The sequence below is a fragment of the Trinickia camelliae genome (assembly GCF_053525655.1).
This window is the reverse complement of record NZ_JBCHAA010000020.1, coordinates 120,375-135,232: the sequence shown is the minus strand read 5'-3', so window position 1 is coordinate 135,232 and position 14,858 is coordinate 120,375. Positions and strand designations below refer to the sequence as shown.

The 14,858-nt window shown below is 64.7% G+C and carries 15 protein-coding genes; 13 read left to right on the top strand and 2 right to left on the bottom strand.

Features of this window, described 5'->3' with window-relative positions; translation table 11 throughout:
- The first annotated feature begins 65 nt into the window (after nucleotides 1-65).
- From phnH to AAHK20_RS28370, 8 genes are all read left to right on the top strand, one after another.
- A complete protein-coding gene (gene phnH / locus AAHK20_RS28405) occupies nucleotides 66-704 on the top strand; it encodes a phosphonate C-P lyase system protein PhnH (RefSeq protein ID WP_449184823.1) in 639 nt (212 codons plus the stop codon).
- Nucleotides 704-1,843 carry a carbon-phosphorus lyase complex subunit gene (locus AAHK20_RS28400; RefSeq protein ID WP_449184822.1) on the top strand — a complete coding sequence of 380 codons (1,140 nt, stop codon included), beginning with the start codon at nucleotides 704-706 and terminating at the stop codon, nucleotides 1,841-1,843. The genes phnH and AAHK20_RS28400 overlap by 1 nt, the downstream gene beginning before the upstream one ends.
- Entirely contained in the window at nucleotides 1,840-2,739 is a 900-nt protein-coding gene (locus AAHK20_RS28395; protein WP_449184821.1) for an alpha-D-ribose 1-methylphosphonate 5-phosphate C-P-lyase PhnJ, read from the top strand. The genes AAHK20_RS28400 and AAHK20_RS28395 overlap by 4 nt, the downstream gene beginning before the upstream one ends.
- A complete protein-coding gene (gene phnK, locus AAHK20_RS28390; protein WP_449184820.1) occupies nucleotides 2,736-3,506 on the top strand; it encodes a phosphonate C-P lyase system protein PhnK in 771 nt (256 codons plus the stop codon). Before AAHK20_RS28395 ends, phnK begins: the two co-directional genes overlap by 4 nt.
- 10 nt (nucleotides 3,507-3,516) lie before the next feature.
- Nucleotides 3,517-4,278, top strand: coding sequence for a phosphonate C-P lyase system protein PhnL (gene phnL / locus AAHK20_RS28385; RefSeq protein WP_449184819.1), 762 nt, complete (start codon nucleotides 3,517-3,519; stop codon nucleotides 4,276-4,278).
- Nucleotides 4,279-4,309: 31 nt separating this feature from the next.
- Nucleotides 4,310-5,443, top strand: coding sequence for an alpha-D-ribose 1-methylphosphonate 5-triphosphate diphosphatase (locus AAHK20_RS28380; protein WP_449184818.1), 1,134 nt, complete (start codon nucleotides 4,310-4,312; stop codon nucleotides 5,441-5,443).
- Nucleotides 5,444-5,712: 269 nt separating this feature from the next.
- A complete protein-coding gene (locus tag AAHK20_RS28375) occupies nucleotides 5,713-6,498 on the top strand; it encodes an ABC transporter substrate-binding protein (RefSeq protein WP_449184817.1) in 786 nt (261 codons plus the stop codon).
- A 238-nt stretch (nucleotides 6,499-6,736) separates the two neighbouring features.
- Complete coding sequence (locus AAHK20_RS28370) at nucleotides 6,737-7,852, top strand: succinylglutamate desuccinylase/aspartoacylase family protein (protein ID WP_449184816.1); 1,116 nt, start codon at nucleotides 6,737-6,739, stop codon at nucleotides 7,850-7,852.
- A gap of 46 nt (nucleotides 7,853-7,898) precedes the next feature.
- Here the strand turns inward: AAHK20_RS28370 and AAHK20_RS28365 are convergent, their stop codons facing one another.
- On the bottom strand, nucleotides 7,899-8,708 hold the full coding sequence (locus AAHK20_RS28365) for a MetQ/NlpA family ABC transporter substrate-binding protein (RefSeq protein ID WP_449184815.1): 810 nt from the start codon (nucleotides 8,706-8,708) through the stop codon (nucleotides 7,899-7,901).
- 290 nt (nucleotides 8,709-8,998) lie between these two features.
- On the opposite strand from AAHK20_RS28365, the gene AAHK20_RS28360 reads away from it, so the two are divergent.
- The 4 genes from AAHK20_RS28360 (at nucleotide 8,999) to AAHK20_RS28345 (ending at nucleotide 11,743) form a co-directional block, all read left to right on the top strand.
- A complete protein-coding gene (locus AAHK20_RS28360; RefSeq protein WP_449184814.1) occupies nucleotides 8,999-10,165 on the top strand; it encodes a porin in 1,167 nt (388 codons plus the stop codon).
- 302 nt (nucleotides 10,166-10,467) lie between these two features.
- Nucleotides 10,468-10,722 (top strand): DUF2866 domain-containing protein, encoded by a 255-nt coding sequence (locus tag AAHK20_RS28355; protein ID WP_449184813.1) that lies wholly within the window; start codon nucleotides 10,468-10,470, stop codon nucleotides 10,720-10,722.
- Nucleotides 10,723-10,899: 177 nt separating this feature from the next.
- Entirely contained in the window at nucleotides 10,900-11,289 is a 390-nt protein-coding gene (locus AAHK20_RS28350) for a DUF6232 family protein (protein WP_449184812.1), read from the top strand.
- A 112-nt stretch (nucleotides 11,290-11,401) separates the two neighbouring features.
- A complete protein-coding gene (locus AAHK20_RS28345; protein ID WP_449184811.1) occupies nucleotides 11,402-11,743 on the top strand; it encodes a hypothetical protein in 342 nt (113 codons plus the stop codon).
- 36 nt (nucleotides 11,744-11,779) lie between these two features.
- Here AAHK20_RS28345 and AAHK20_RS28340 read toward each other — a convergent pair whose 3' ends face one another.
- Nucleotides 11,780-14,233, bottom strand: coding sequence for a glycogen/starch/alpha-glucan phosphorylase (locus AAHK20_RS28340; protein ID WP_449184810.1), 2,454 nt, complete (start codon nucleotides 14,231-14,233; stop codon nucleotides 11,780-11,782).
- A gap of 321 nt (nucleotides 14,234-14,554) precedes the next feature.
- Between AAHK20_RS28340 and AAHK20_RS28335 the strand changes: the two genes are divergently transcribed.
- Complete coding sequence (locus AAHK20_RS28335) at nucleotides 14,555-14,782, top strand: hypothetical protein (protein WP_137336815.1); 228 nt, start codon at nucleotides 14,555-14,557, stop codon at nucleotides 14,780-14,782.
- Nucleotides 14,783-14,858 lie beyond the last annotated feature (76 nt).

The window sequence follows — 14,858 nt, the reverse complement described above, 5'->3', positions numbered from 1 at the left end:
GTCCCATGCAAAGCTCCCCCCGAGGGGGCCGCTGCCCTCCTTGGGGCGGCCCGGCGGAGGGCACCATGAAACAGATTGCACTTTCGAGCTTGACGCCGGGTTTCGCCGATCCGGTCCACGACACGCAGGCCGTGTTCCGCACGCTGCTCGACGCGCTCGCGCGCCCCGGCACGATCGGCTCCGTCACCGCTGCGTTACCCGCGCTACCCGAATCCGCCGCGAACACTCCGAACGCCGCGAGCACCGGACACGCCGGCCGCGCAGCATTCGCCACGCTGCTCGCGCTCGCCGACGACACCACGCCGATCTGGCTCGCCACGCCCGATGCGACGCTCGGCGCCACGCTGCGCTTTCACACGAACGCTACGCTGACCGACACGCCCTCGCGCGCCGCCTTCGCCTACGTGCACGACGCACAAGCCCTGCCGTCGCTCAGCGCCTTCTCGCTCGGCGAACCCGAAACGCCGGAACAGGCTGCCACGCTGCTGATCCGCGTCGACGCGTTGACAGGCGGCACGCCGATCACCCTGAGCGGCCCCGGCATCGAAACGACCGCGACGATCGCGCCGCGCGGACTGCCCGAGCGCTTCTGGCATGAGCGCGCCGAACTTGCCGTGCACTTCCCGTGCGGCATCGATTGCTATCTCGTGTGCGGCGACGCGCTCGTCGGCCTGCCGCGCACCACCCGAGCGGAGGTGAACTGATGTACGTCGCCGTCAAAGGGGGCGAGCGCGCGATCGAAGCGTCGTGGCGCCTCATCGATAAAGCCCGCCGCGGCGATACGCGGCTTGCCGAGCTGTCCGTCGCGCAGATCCGCGAGCAGTTGCGCCTCGCCGTTGCGCGCGTGATGACCGAAGGCTCGGTGTACGACGAAGAGCTGGCCGCGCTCGCGATCAAGCAGGCCGCGGGCGACCTCGTCGAAGCGATCTTTCTGCTGCGCGCGTACCGCACGACGCTGCCGCGCTTCGGCTTCACGGAGCCGCTCGACACCGAGGCGATGCTCGCCGAGCGGCGCATTTCCGCAACGTTCAAGGACGTGCCGGGCGGTCAGTTGCTCGGCGCGACCTACGATTACACGCAACGTCTGCTCGATTTCGCGCTGCTGGCCGAAGGCGACGACGGTGACGCTGCGGCTTCGCAAGAGGCGTTTTCTCTGCGCGACTTGCACGACACCGCAAGCAGCCAACCCGAACCGATGCCCCGCGTCGTGACCCTGCTCGACCAGGAAGGTCTGATCGAGCAAGAACGTCCATCGGAAAACGCCGCGGAACCCGGCGACCTTTCGCGCGAGCCGCTCGCCTTCCCTGCCCACCGCACGACGCGCCTGCAGAATCTCGCACGCGGCGACGAGGGTTTCCTGCTCGCGATGGGCTACGCCACGCAGCGCGGCTACGCCAACGCGCACCCGTTCGCGGGTGAGATCCGCTACGGCCACGTCGCCGTCGAAATGGATCTGCCGGAGCTGGGCTTCGCGGTCGAGATCGGCGAACTCGACGTCACCGAATGCCAGATGGTCAACCAGTTCAAGGGCAGCGCGGAAGCCCCGCCCGCGTTCACGCAAGGCTACGGCCTTGTGTTCGGCCATTCGGAGCGCAAAGCGATGGCGATGGCGCTCGTCGACCGCGCGCTGCGCGCGCAGGAACTCGGCGAGACGGTCTCGTCGCCGACTCAGGACGTCGAGTTCATGCTGTCGCATAGCGATAGCGTCGAGGCGTCCGGTTTCGTCCAGCACTTGAAGCTGCCGCACTACGTCGATTTTCAGTCCGAGCTCGAGCTCGTGAGACGGTTGCGCGCACAACATGATGGCCGCGAGCGCGGCGATGACGAGGAACAAGCCGCATGAACGCTCCCGATATGCAGCTCTTAACCGATACCGATGCAGACAGCGCCGCCGAAGGCTACAACTTCGCCTATCTCGACGAGCAGACCAAGCGCATGATCCGGCGCGCGCTGCTCAAGGCCGTCGCGGTGCCGGGCCATCAGGTGCCGTTCGCATCGCGCGAAATGCCGCTGCCGTTCGGCTGGGGCACGGGCGGCATTCAAGTGACGTCGGCGATCATCGGCCGCGACGACACGCTCAAAGTGATCGACCAGGGCTCCGACGAAACGACGAACGCCGTCAACATCCGGCGCTTCTTTGCACGCACGGCGGGCGTGAAGACGACGCGCAAGACCGCGGAAGCGACGATCGTCCAGACGCGTCACCGCATTCCCGAAACGCCGCTGACCGCGAACCAGATCCTCGTCTACCAGGTGCCGAACCCCGAGCCGCTCTTCAAGCTCGAGCCGCGCATCGCCGAGTGCAAGAAGCTCCACTCGCTCGCCGACTATGGCCTCATCAGCGTAAAGCTCTACGAGGACATCGTGCGCCACGGCAGCATCGCGACGACTTACGACTACCCGGTAATCGTCAACGGCCGCTACCTGACTTCGCCTTCGCCGATCCCCAAGTTCGACAATCCGAAAATGCACATGAACCCCGCGCTGCAGTTGTTCGGCGCCGGCCGCGAGCGGCGCATCTACGCGATTCCGCCCTACACGTCCGTACGCAGCCTCGACTTCGACGACCACCCGTTCGAGATCCAGCGCTGGGAGCATGCATGCGCGCTGTGCGGCTCGCGGGAAAGTTTTCTCGACGAGATGATCGTCGACGATGCGGGCAAGCGCATGTTCGTCTGCTCCGACAGCGATTACTGCCACGACCGGCGCGATGCACAAGAAGCAGGAGAACGCGCATGACCCCGCTCCTCTCCGCCCGCGCCATCACGAAGCAATTCGGCGGCCGCAACGGCTGCGCGGACGTCACGTTCGATCTCTATCCGGGCGAGGTGTTGTGCATCGTCGGCGAATCGGGCTCGGGCAAGTCGACGCTGCTGAACACGCTCGCCTTGCGCACGGAAGCCGATCGCGGTTCGCTCAGCTACACCAACACGAACGGCGAAGCGATCGATCTGTTCTCGCTCAGCGAGCCGCGGCGGCGTCTTTTGATGCGCACCGAATGGGGCTTCGTGCAGCAGAATTCGCGCGACGGGCTGCGGCTTGGCGTATCGGCGGGCGCGAACATCGGCGAGCCGCTGATGGCGGTCGGGGCGCGCCACTACGGGCAGATCCGCAACACCGCCTCGCAATGGATGGAGCGCGTCGAACTCGACTCCGCTCGCATCGACGAGCTCCCGTCAGCGTTTTCCGGCGGCATGCAGCAGCGTCTGCAGATCGCGCGCAATCTGGTCACCGGACCGCGCCTCGTGTTCATGGACGAGCCCACCGCCGGCCTCGACGTCTCGGTGCAAGCGCGACTGCTCGATTTGCTGCGCACGCTCACGACCACGCTGCATCTCTCGGTGCTGATCGTCACGCACGACATCGGCGTCGCGCGCCTGCTCGCGCACCGGCTCATGGTGATGCAAGGCGGCAAGGTCGTCGAAGCGGGCCTCACGGATCAAGTGCTCGACGATCCGCAACATCCGTACACGCAGACGCTGGTTTCGTCTGTGCTTCCTGTCTAAAGGATCGACGATGAATACAACCGCAACCAGCGCACCGGAACGCGCCTTCATCGACAACGACGCGCTGATGCTGCGCGCGCAACACGTCAGCAAGCGCTTCACGCTGCACACGCAAGGCGGCGCGAGCATCACGGCGCTCTCGGGCGTTTCGCTCGATGTCGAGCGCGGCGAATGTGTCGTGCTTGCCGGCCCGTCGGGCGCAGGCAAGAGCACGTTCCTGCGCTGCCTGTACGGCAACTATCTCGCGACGGGCGGCATGATCGCGATCCGCGACGATTCACGCGCCGAGCGCCATGTGCAAATCACCGGCGCCGAGCCGCACGACGTGATCGCGCTGCGCCGCTCGGTTGTGGGCTACGTGAGCCAGTTTCTGCGCGTGATCCCGCGCGTGCCGACGCTTGCGCTCGTCGCCGAGCCGCTGATTTCGCGCGGCGTCGACGAGCACGAAGCGAGCGAACGCGCATCCGCCCTGCTCGCGCGGCTGAACGTGCCGCAACGCTTGTGGCCGCTTGCGCCCGCCACGTTTTCCGGTGGCGAACAGCAGCGCGTGAACATCGCACGGGGCCTGATCGCCGAGCATCCGTTGCTGCTGCTCGACGAGCCCACTGCCTCACTCGATGCACAAAACAGGGATATCGTGGCGGAATTGATCAGAGAAGCGCGCCAACGCGGCGCCGCGATCGTCGGCATCTTCCACGACGAAGCGACGCGCGAGAGCGTCGCGACGCGCCGCCTCGAATTGAGCGCGCCCGCCGCCTCCCTCATTCACTGACACGCGCAATCCAAGGACAAGGAGCTTGTCGATGTTGATCAAGAACGCTCGCATCGTGACGCGAGACGAAACATTCACCGGGGTCGTGCAGATCGAAGGCGGCACGATCCGCGAGCTGGCGCGCGGCACGACGTCGGCGCCCGAGGCGCAAGACTGGGACGGCGACTATCTGCTGCCGGGCCTGATCGAGCTGCACACCGATAACCTCGAAAAACACCTTTCGCCGCGTCCCGGCGTGATCTGGAACACCGACGCCGCGTTCGTGATCCACGATGCTCAAGTCGCCGCAGCCGGCATCACCACCGTGTTCGACGCGCTCGCGATCGGCTCGATGAGCACCTCCAAGCTGCGCGGCCGCGAGATTCAGACGTCGTGTGCGCGCGCGCTCCAGCGCTTCTCCGAACGCAAGCTGCTGCGCGCCGAGCACTTCCTGCATCTGCGCTGCGAGATCGGCACGGCGGACGTCGTCGAGATTTTCGATTCGTTGTCCGCGCATCCATTGCTGCGGCTCGCTTCCGTGATGGACCACACGCCGGGCCAGCGCCAGTGGCACGACAAGGAGCAATGGCGCAAGTACCACGAGCGCAACGGCAAGTGGACCGACGAGCACATGGCCGCCGCCCTCGCCGAACTCACCACCGACCAGGAGCGCTTCGCCATCGCGCATCGCCGCGAAATCGTCGCGCGCTGCAAGGCGCTCGGACTGCCGGTTGCGAGCCATGACGATACGGTCGCCGAGCACGTCGAGGAAGCCGCGGCCGAAGGCGTCGCGATCTCCGAATTTCCGACCACGCAGGTCGCCGCGGCCGCCGCGCACAAGCTCGGCATCGCGACGGTCATGGGTGCGCCGAACATCGTGCGCGGCGGTTCGCACTCGGGCAACGTCTCGGCGCTCGAACTCGCGCGCGCGGACCTGCTCGACATCCTCTCCTCCGACTATGTGCCGTCGAGCCTCCTTACCGCCGCTTTCGAGCTCGTCGACAAAGCGGGCTGGACGCTGCCGCGCGCGGTCGGCACGGTATCGGCGGAACCGGCGCGCGCCGCCGGCCTCCACGACCGGGGCGCGATCGAGCCCGGCCTGCGCGCCGACTTCCTGCGCGTGACGATGCACGACGCGCTGCCGGTGCCGCGCGCCACGTATCGCGAGGGGGAACGGATCGTTTGACGGCGCAAAAAGCGCGTAAAAACACGCATTTGGCGCACTCAAAGCGCTTAGGTAACAGTCCTAGAGGGGTCTTTCGCCTAGAGGTTGCGTTCGGCCGCCATCCGGTGTTCTACTAGCGGCGCCATATTTTTGGCTTGGTATGCTGTGCCGCGCGCTGCTGGCCGCCCGGCTGGCGGCCGTAATAACCGTTCTGGCAAACCGTTGCGCCGGAAAAACCTTGAAGCGGCACAACCGCATTCGAGGTGAACGAACCCCTCCGAGGAGTAAAAATGAAAAAGCTGTTAGCCGCCTTGACCATCTCGCTGCTCGCCGTTTCCGCCGCGGGCGTCGCTCAAGCCAAAGACTGGACCACGATCCGTTTCGGCGTCGATGCGAGCTACCCCCCGTTCGAATCGAAGGGCTCCGACGGCAAGCTGGTCGGCTTCGATATCGACCTCGGCAATGAAATCTGCAAGCGCGTGAACGCGAAGTGCGTCTGGGTCGAAAACGACTTCGACGGCATGATCCCGGCACTGAAAGCGAAGAAGTTCGACGGCGTGCTGTCGTCGATGTCGATGACGCCGCAGCGCGAAGAGCAAATCGCGTTCTCGTCGAAGCTCTTCAACACGCCGACGCGTCTCGTGGCGAAGAAGGGTTCGGGCGTCATGCCGACGGCGGAATCGCTGAAGGGCAAGTCGGTTGGCGTCGAGCAAGGCACGATTCAGGAAACGTACGCGAAGGCCAACTGGGAATCGAAGGGCGTGAAGGTCGTCCCGTACCAGAACCAGGACCAGGTCTATGCGGACTTGATCTCGGGCCGCCTTGACGGCGCGCTGCAAGACGCCGTGCAGGCCGACATCGGCTTCCTGAAGACCCCGCGCGGTGCGGGCTTCGCTTTCGCCGGCGGCGACCTGAACGATCCGAAGACGCTCGGCAACGGCGCCGGCATCGGTCTGCGCAAGGAAGACACCGACCTGAAGGCGAAGATCGACAAGGCCATCGCCGACATGATCAAGGACGGCACGTACAAGAAGATCGAAGCGAAGTACTTCACGTTCGACGTGTACGGCGGCTGATCCACGACGGCGCGGGACGCTCCCGCGCCTGTCGTTGCCGGATGTGCAAGCGAAAAAGGCCCCGTGTTGCGCGGGGCCTTTTTTCTTTTGTCCATCGAGATTCGCGGCCTGCGCGTCGTCGAGGCCGCGCGGTTAAGACTGAGTACCCGCCCCCGCGCCGCGTGCCGCGAAGTACAATCGCCTGAGACCTATTTCCCCGTCATCGCGCCCGCATGACCTCCGGCGCGCATACAAAATCATGCAAACACAAACTCATCCGTTGATCTCCCCCGCGCTCGGCACCGAGCGGCATCTGACGAGCTTCCACTACGGCCCTTCCGGCGGGCAGAAAATTTACATCCAATCGTCGCTGCACGCGGACGAACTGCCGGGCATGCTGGTCGCGTGGGCGCTGCGCAAACGGCTCGCCGCGCTCGAAGCGGCAGGCAAGCTGCGCGGCGAGATCGTCGTCGTGCCGGTGCCGAATCCGATCGGCCTCAATCAGCATCTGCTCGGCCAGATGCTCGGCCGCTTCGAAACCGGTACCGCGAGCAATTTCAACCGCAACTTCCACGATCTCGCCGCGCTCATCATGCCGCGCATCGAAGGCCGCCTGACCGACGACGCGCAGCAGAATCTCGTCGCCGTGCGCCATGCGATGCGCGAAGCGCTTAACGAGCAGACGCCGAACACCGAGCTCGAATCGCAGCGCCTCGCGCTGCAGCGCCTCTCCTACGATGCCGACGTCGTGCTCGATCTGCATTGCGACTTCGAAGCCGCGATGCACCTCTACACCAACCCCGATTTGTGGCCCGAAGTCGAGCCGCTCGCGCGCTACCTCGATTCGAAAGCATCGTTGCTCGCGCTCAATTCGATCGGCAATCCGTTCGACGAGATCCACAGCTTCTGCTGGTCCGAGCTGCGCGCGCGCTTTGGCGACCGCTATCCGATTCCGAACGGCTCGATCTCGGTGACGATCGAGCTGCGCGGCCAAGGCGACGTGACGTACGCGTTCGCCGAGCGCGACGCGCACGCGATCGTCGAATACCTGACGCATCGCGGCGTGATCGACGGCACGCCCGCCCCGCTGCCCCAGCTCGAATTCGCGGCCACGCCGCTCGCCGGCACCGAGCCGCTGCTCGCGCCGATTTCGGGCGTGCTCGTGTTCCGCGCGCCGGTGGGCGTGTGGGTCGAGCCGGGCCAGGAGATCGCCGATATCGTCGATCCGCTGACCGACCGCGTCGTCACGATCTCGAGCAGCATTTCCGGCGTGCTGTACGCGCGGCACCGCGCGCGCTTTGCGACCGCCGGGCTCGAAATCGCGCGCATCGCGGGCGCGACGCCTTACCGGACGGGCTCGCTGCTGTCGAATTGAGCGAGCGGCGCGCGAGAGAGCGGCAGAACCGCCCTCCGCGCGCCCCTCAAAACGCCGGCACGATCGCCCCATTGAACTGCTTGTTGATGTACTGCCGCACGTCATCCGACTCATACGCGGCCACCAGCTTCTTCACCCAAGGCTTGTTCCTGTCGCCTTCGCGCACCGCGATCAGATTCGCATACGGCCCCTTCACATCCTCGATCGCAATCGCGTCCTTCGTCGACGATAAACCCGCCTTCACCGCGTAATCGGTATTGATCGATGCCGCATCGAGGTCGCCCAAGGCGCGCGGCAGCTGCGCCGCGTCGAGTTCGACGATCTTGATCTTCTTGGGGTTGTCGGCGATATCGAGCGGCGTCGCGTTCACACCGTTCGTGCCCGCGCCCGGCTTGAGCGTCAGCACGCCGTACTTCTGCAGCAGGAGCAGCGACCGGTTGCCATTCGACGGATCGTTCTGGATCCCGACCTTCGCGCCCACCGGCAAGTCCTTCAGCGACTTCAGCTTCTTCGAATAGAACCCGAGCGGCGCCGTATAAGTCAGCCCGATGCTGACGATCTTGTAGCCGCGCTGCTTGATCTGGCTGTCGAGAAACGGCTGGTGCTGGAAGCCGTTGGCGTCGAGGTCGCCCGCGTCGAGCGCCGCATTCGGCTGCACGTAGTCGTTGAACTCGATCACCTTGATCTTCAGGCCCTCGCGCGCGGCCACCTGAGTCACGACCGACCAGATTTGCGCATCGGGGCCGCTCATCGTGCCGACCTTGAGCACGGTGTCGCCGGCGTGCGCGAGCGGCGCCGCCAGCGTGAAAGCGGCCGTAAGCGCGGCGAGAGACTGGATAAGGGTTCTGCGCTGCATGGTGTCCTCGTTTGGTGTTGTGGATGCTGGACGCGCATCGTCGCACCCGCCTCCACGCAGGCGAACCAATCTTTTCTGCTACGCATATGGCCCGCTCGCGCCGGTGCATATGACCCTGCCGACTGCCTCTCACCGCGCATCCAAACAAGCCGATTGTTGCAACCGCACAACAAATCCCTGCGATTACCTAGCTGTCATATCGCTTTCGTTCTCGTCCGATAAATTGCCGCCGGTTCTGCGATCCCGCGAAGACGGGAAGCCGGGCTCTTACCTTTAAAAACGGAGAATTTGTGAAAAAGAAAATCATCGCCGCCGCTACCATTGCAACGATCGCGGGGACCGCACACGCACAAAGCAGCGTCACGCTGTACGGTTTGATCGACGCGGGTATCAGCTACGTGAACAACAGCACGCAGACCAGCACCAAGACCGGCAGCAAGCTCTACAAGTACGACGACGGCGTCGCACAAGGCAGCCGCTGGGGCCTGCGCGGCACGGAAGATCTGGGCGGCGGCCTGAAAGCACTCTTCGTGCTCGAAAACGGCTTCAACAGCGGCACTGGCACGCTAGGCCAAGGCAGCTCCGAATTCGGCCGCCAGGCGTACGTCGGCATCTCGAAGGACACCATCGGCTCGTTCACGCTCGGCCGTCAGTACTCGTTCTCGACCGACTATCTCGGCGGCAGCTACTCGAACGGCGGCAACACCGTTGCGGGCAACTACGGCTATCACATCAACGACGTTGACCAGCTCACGTCGAGCCGCATCAGCAACTCGGTCAAGTTCACGAGCGCCAACTTCGCGGGCCTGACGTTCGGCGCGATGTACGGCTTCTCGAACCAGGCCGGCGCGTTCTCCGGTGCGGCCGGCAGCTCGTCGCGCGCGTATAGCTTCGGCGCGAACTACGCGACGGGTCCGTTCTCCGTCGGCACGGCTTACACCGACATCCGCTTCCCGGCAGCCGCGACGCCCGCAGCGTTCTCGACAAACCTCGCCAACATCACGCTCGGCTCGTCGACCAATGCGATCCGCGACCTGCACACGGTCGGCCTCGGTGGCCGCTACATTATTGGCCCGGCAACGCTGTGGGCCCTGTGGACGAACACGCACATCGAGCCGACCACGGGTGCGCAGACGACGTTCAACGCTTATGAGGCAGGCGGCAAGTACGCGTTCACGCCGGCTCTGACGGCCGGCCTCGGCTACACGTACATGAAGGTGTCGGACGCGTTCTCCGGCCACTGGAACCAGGTCGACGCGAGCGTCGACTACGCGCTCAGCAAGCGCACCGACGTGTACTTTCTGACCGTCTACCAGAAGGCGTCGGGCAACCTCACCGGCACGACGACGCCGATTCAGGCGCAGATTGGCGATTCGGCTTCGTCGTACTTCGGTACGTCGGGCACGAACTCGACCAATCAAGTCGCTGTGCGCGTCGGCATCCGTCACAAGTTCTAAAGCGATATCGCCGCTGCTGCTTTTCGGTAGCGGCTGATCATTGCAAAAAGCGCGACGCCCCGCGGATTTCTTAGCGGGGCGTTGCGCTTAAAAGCATTCCTGCACGTGTTGGCAGAGCCTTGCAACAGCGCGGGGAAGTGCGGGCCGCAAGCGACAGCACGTTTTAAGTTTGGCTTAATTCTTGGCTGCGACTATGCATCCCATACCACCCCTGTTCAGCCGCCGTAGCTTAGGCGGCATTTTTTTATCCCTCTCACGCAGCGCGCCGCCACCGGCAGCGCCACACGCAAACGGGAGCGACCATGATCGAAGACGCGGTATTCAAGCATCTGCGTACGATGCTCAAAAGCGAACACAAGCTGCCGGTTCAGAGCTGCCGAGTGTCGATGCCGGTTCAACGTCCATGGAGCCGGCCGTATCGCCTCGTCGAATGGACCACGCATGGCGACGTGCCGTCGTACCGGTGCGTCGTGCCGGCGGAAAGCACCGACGCGGACATCGCCCGCGTCGTGGCGAGCCACGTGCCGGGACGCCTCTACACCTGCGAACCGGTTTAAGGCTTCGCGCGCCCGGCGCGCGTAGTCCCGCTGCGCGCCGCGCGGCGTCGTTTCCCATCGCCCCAACGCCATGACCCGCGCCATGGTGCGGCCATACGTCACAGCACGCAGGCCGCGCCCGGCGCATCGCCGTAGAGTCTGATACGCTGCGCGGTTTCAACCCTGCATCTCTCGCCGATGGACAATGCTTTTAACGAGCGCGGCGTCACGATCACCCGCAACGGCCTCAGCGCAGCCGGACAAGTCTTCGCACTGCGCGAGATCCGCAGCACACGGATCATGACGGTCCAGAAAAACAAGGCATTGCCGCTCACGCTTTCCCTCATCGGCCTCGCCGGCGCCGTGGCCGGCGCCATGTTCCGCTCGGGCGCGGGACTGACGCTCGGCGTCATGATGATCGTCGTCGGCGTGCTCACGTGGTTCACGCAGGACATCGCCCATCGCTTGATCGTCGACACGCCGAACGGCGAACGCGAAGCCCTCTCCAGCCCGGACCTCGAATTCGTGAAGCACGTGGACCAGGTCCTGCAGCAGGCGATCGAAAATCTGGCTGCTGCGCCGCATTAACAGAAAATTAACTCGTTCGTACAGAGCTTTTGCGCGCGGTTTAGCCCTACGGGACTACATTGGGTTCGTCATAACAACGAACGCCAGCGCGTCTTGCGCCAGCGCTTAAGCCATGTTTCAGTCGTCTGCCGAATACCTTGCACCTGCTGCGCCGCGTATCGCCCGGCCGGTCCGCACGCGCACGCCGGAACGGCTTGTCTCCTATGTGTCGATCGACGTCACGGTGCCCGGCCACTCGACGAGCGCCGGACGCCGCGCCTTGCACCAGGCGCTCGGCGACGACCTGCGCCTCTATGTCGTCACGATGGACAAGCTGCGCGATTGCGTGACATTCCGCATCGAAGTCACGTCCCGCCCGCTTGCGGACGTGATCGCAGCCCTCACCCGCACACTCGGGCAGGCCACGCTCGGCCGCGCGGTGACGACGCAGATTCGCCGCCCTCAGCGCGGCTGACGGCGCACGCGGCTTCGCGCGCCGCGTCGACCCGCCCTAGCTGACATCGACCGGCTTCACGTGCCATATGTCGTGGGCGTACTCCGCGATCGTGCGGTCCGACGAAAACTGCCCCATGCCCGCGACGTTTTCGATCGCGCTCTCGGTCCACAGACGCGGGTCGCGGAAACGCGCATCGACCGCCTCCTGCGCCGCCGCAAACGCGGCGAAGTCGGCGAGCACCATGTAGTGGTCGCCCCAATCGACCAACGTGTGGAAGATGTCCGAGAAGCGATGCGGGTCGTCCGGCGAGAAGTAGCCGGTGCGGATCTGGTCGAGCGCGAGGCGCAGCTCCGCATTCTCCTCGTAGATCTGCCGCGGCCGATAGCCGGTTGCGCGCAAGTCGTCGACCTCTTCCGCGGTGTGGCCGAATATGAAGATATTGTCGCGGCCCACCGCATTGCAGATCTCGATGTTCGCGCCATCCATGGTGCCGATCGTCAACGCGCCGTTCAGCGCGAGCTTCATGTTGCCGGTGCCCGACGCTTCCGTGCCCGCCATCGATATCTGCTCCGACAGATCCGCCGCCGGAATCACGAGTTCGGCCACGCTCACACCGTAGTTCGGCACGAACACGACCTTGAGCTGGTCGCCGACGAGCGGATCGTTGTTGATCTTCTGGCCGACGTCGTTGATCAGCTTGATGACGGTCTTCGCCATCTTGTACGCCGACGCGGCCTTGCCCGCGAAGATCACGACGCGCGGCACCCAATCGCGCTCGGGCTCGGCGCGGATGCGGTTGTAGCGCACGATCACATGCAGCACGTTGAGCAGCTGCCGCTTGTATTCGTGGATGCGCTTGACCTGCAGATCGAACAGCGCATCGGGATGCACCATGATGCCGGTGTCGTGCATCAGCCGGTGCGCGAGACGAATCTTGTTGCGGCGCTTGGCGGCGCGGAATTCGGATGAGAACGCCGGATCGCTCTTGAGCGCGCGCAGCTTGCTCAACTCGAACAAGTCGCGGCGCCAATGCGTGCCGATATGCTGGTCGATCAGCGCCGACAGCGGCGGGCTCGCCTGCGCGAGCCAGCGACGCGGCGTGATGCCATTCGTCACGTTCGTGAAGCGCGCAGGGAACATATGCGCGAAATCTCTGAAGAACTCGCGCGCCATCAGTTGCGAGTGCAGCTTCGAGACGCCATTCACCTTCTGACTCGCGACGATCGCCAGATGCGCCATGCGCACGCGCCGCTGGCCATACTCATCGACGAGCGAAATGCGGCGGATCACGTCGACGTCGTGACCGAAGTGCGCGCTTGCGTCTTTCAGGAATTCGGCATTGATGTCGAAGATGATTTCGAGGTGGCGCGGCAGCAAACGCGCCAGCATTTCGACGTCCCACGTTTCGAGCGCCTCGGGCATCAGCGTGTGATTCGTGTACGAGAACACCTGCTGCACGAGCTTCCACGCGCGATCCCACGGGACATGGTGGATGTCGACCAGAAGCCGCATCAGCTCGGGAATCGCGAGCACGGGGTGCGTGTCGTTCAAGTGGATCGCCACCTTCTCGGCGAAGCGCCCGAACGTGCTGTGCGTGCGCTGGTAGCGGCGAATCAGATCCTGCATGGTCGCCGACACGAAGAAGTACTCCTGGCGCAAGCGCAACTCGCGCCCCGCGGGGGTCGAGTCGTCGGGGTACAGCAAGCGCGAGACGTTCTCGGAGGTCTCCTTGGCTTCGACGGCGCGGCGGTAATCGCCCTGATTGAACGCCGACAGATCGAGCTCCTCCGTCGCGCGCGCGGACCACAGCCGCAACGTGTTCGTCGCGCTCGTGGCGAAGCCGGGGATCACCGTATCGTAGGCCATCGCGTTGACGTGCTCGGTCTCGATCCATTGGACATGGCCGTCGCGCTCGATCGTTCGTCCTCCGAAGTGAATGATGTACTGCACCTCGGGACGCGGAAACTCCCAAGGGTTGCCCGCGCGCAGCCAGTAATCCGGCGTCTCGACCTGCTCGCCGTCGATGATCTTCTGGCGGAACATGCCGTATTCATAGCGGATGCCGTAGCCGAAGCCGGGAATCGCGAGCGTCGCCATCGAGTCGAGAAAGCACGCGGCGAGCCGGCCTAAGCCGCCGTTGCCGAGCGCGGCGTCGGGTTCGAGTTCCGCGGCGGTGTCCATGTCGACGCCGAGTCCCGCGAGCGCTTCCTTCATCTGGTCATAGATGCCGAGCGCGAGCAAGGCGTTGGTAAACGTCCGGCCGATCAGGAATTCCATCGACAGGTAGTAGACGCGCTTCACGTCCTGCTCGTATTGATGGCGCGTGGTCTTCATCCAGCGCGCGACGAGCCGGTCGCGCACCGCGAGCGCCGCGGCATTGAGCCAGTCTTGAGGGCGGGCGGTGGCGGCGTCTTTGCCGACGCCGTACATCAGGCGGTTGGAGATGGAGCGCCGTAGCGCATCGACGGTACTGTTGAGCTGGTCGAATTCCAGATCGACGGCTGTCATCGAAAGCCTCCTTGTGAGCGCTTCGGGCGCGCGGGTGTTGCAGCACGCGCAGCAAAAGCGAGCGAGGGACACAGACAAGGGAATAAGCAGGTTACGCCATTTTCCGCAGATTCGGCGACAGCGCCACGACACTTGCGCGCTGTTACATCCGATGCGCCGCGCTGGTGCGTACCGGTACGCACGGGTGAGCGCCGGCTGTCGATGTCGCCGCTTCACGCCTAGTATAGAAATGTGAAAAGCAGCGCACTCGCGCGCAGGCAGCGCCCCGCTGCTTGCGCGGCGACGGCTGTACGCGCGCCATACGTTCAAAGGGAGGCCGCCATGAACACGCATTCGACGCTAGGCATGATTCACGCCCAGGAACTGCTGATGATCTCGCTGATCCGCTCGCTGCCGCCGGAGATGCGCCGCAAGGCCGCTGACGAATTTCAAGCTCAGGTGGAATTGTCGGAGCTGCCGCACCTCAGTTCGTCGAGCGAGCGCGAAACGGTTGACGCGTTCAAGGCGCATGTTAGACATCTATCGATCCTGCTCTCCTCGTTTTCGTGATCGGGTCGTTTGCGTGCCGCTGCCGCCGGTGCTCGCCGGGGGCCGGCGGCGGCTGACCGTTAGTTGCGGTCCTGGG

Excerpts from the sequence above, each read along its gene's own strand:
- AAHK20_RS28335 (WP_137336815.1), top strand. The coding sequence starts at position 14,555 with ATGAACACGCATTCGACGCTAGGCATGATTCACGCCCAGGAACTGCTG.
- AAHK20_RS28355 (WP_449184813.1), top strand. The coding sequence starts at position 10,468 with ATGATCGAAGACGCGGTATTCAAGCATCTGCGTACGATGCTCAAAAGC.
- AAHK20_RS28400 (WP_449184822.1), top strand. The coding sequence starts at position 704 with ATGTACGTCGCCGTCAAAGGGGGCGAGCGCGCGATCGAAGCGTCGTGG.
- AAHK20_RS28375 (WP_449184817.1), top strand. The coding sequence starts at position 5,713 with ATGAAAAAGCTGTTAGCCGCCTTGACCATCTCGCTGCTCGCCGTTTCC.
- phnL (WP_449184819.1), top strand. The coding sequence starts at position 3,517 with ATGAATACAACCGCAACCAGCGCACCGGAACGCGCCTTCATCGACAAC.
- phnK (WP_449184820.1), top strand. The coding sequence starts at position 2,736 with ATGACCCCGCTCCTCTCCGCCCGCGCCATCACGAAGCAATTCGGCGGC.
- AAHK20_RS28380 (WP_449184818.1), top strand. The coding sequence starts at position 4,310 with ATGTTGATCAAGAACGCTCGCATCGTGACGCGAGACGAAACATTCACC.
- AAHK20_RS28395 (WP_449184821.1), top strand. The coding sequence starts at position 1,840 with ATGAACGCTCCCGATATGCAGCTCTTAACCGATACCGATGCAGACAGC.
- AAHK20_RS28370 (WP_449184816.1), top strand. The coding sequence starts at position 6,737 with ATGCAAACACAAACTCATCCGTTGATCTCCCCCGCGCTCGGCACCGAG.
- AAHK20_RS28365 (WP_449184815.1), bottom strand. The coding sequence starts at position 8,708 with ATGCAGCGCAGAACCCTTATCCAGTCTCTCGCCGCGCTTACGGCCGCT.
- AAHK20_RS28350 (WP_449184812.1), top strand. The coding sequence starts at position 10,900 with ATGGACAATGCTTTTAACGAGCGCGGCGTCACGATCACCCGCAACGGC.
- AAHK20_RS28345 (WP_449184811.1), top strand. The coding sequence starts at position 11,402 with ATGTTTCAGTCGTCTGCCGAATACCTTGCACCTGCTGCGCCGCGTATC.
- AAHK20_RS28340 (WP_449184810.1), bottom strand. The coding sequence starts at position 14,233 with ATGACAGCCGTCGATCTGGAATTCGACCAGCTCAACAGTACCGTCGAT.
- phnH (WP_449184823.1), top strand. The coding sequence starts at position 66 with ATGAAACAGATTGCACTTTCGAGCTTGACGCCGGGTTTCGCCGATCCG.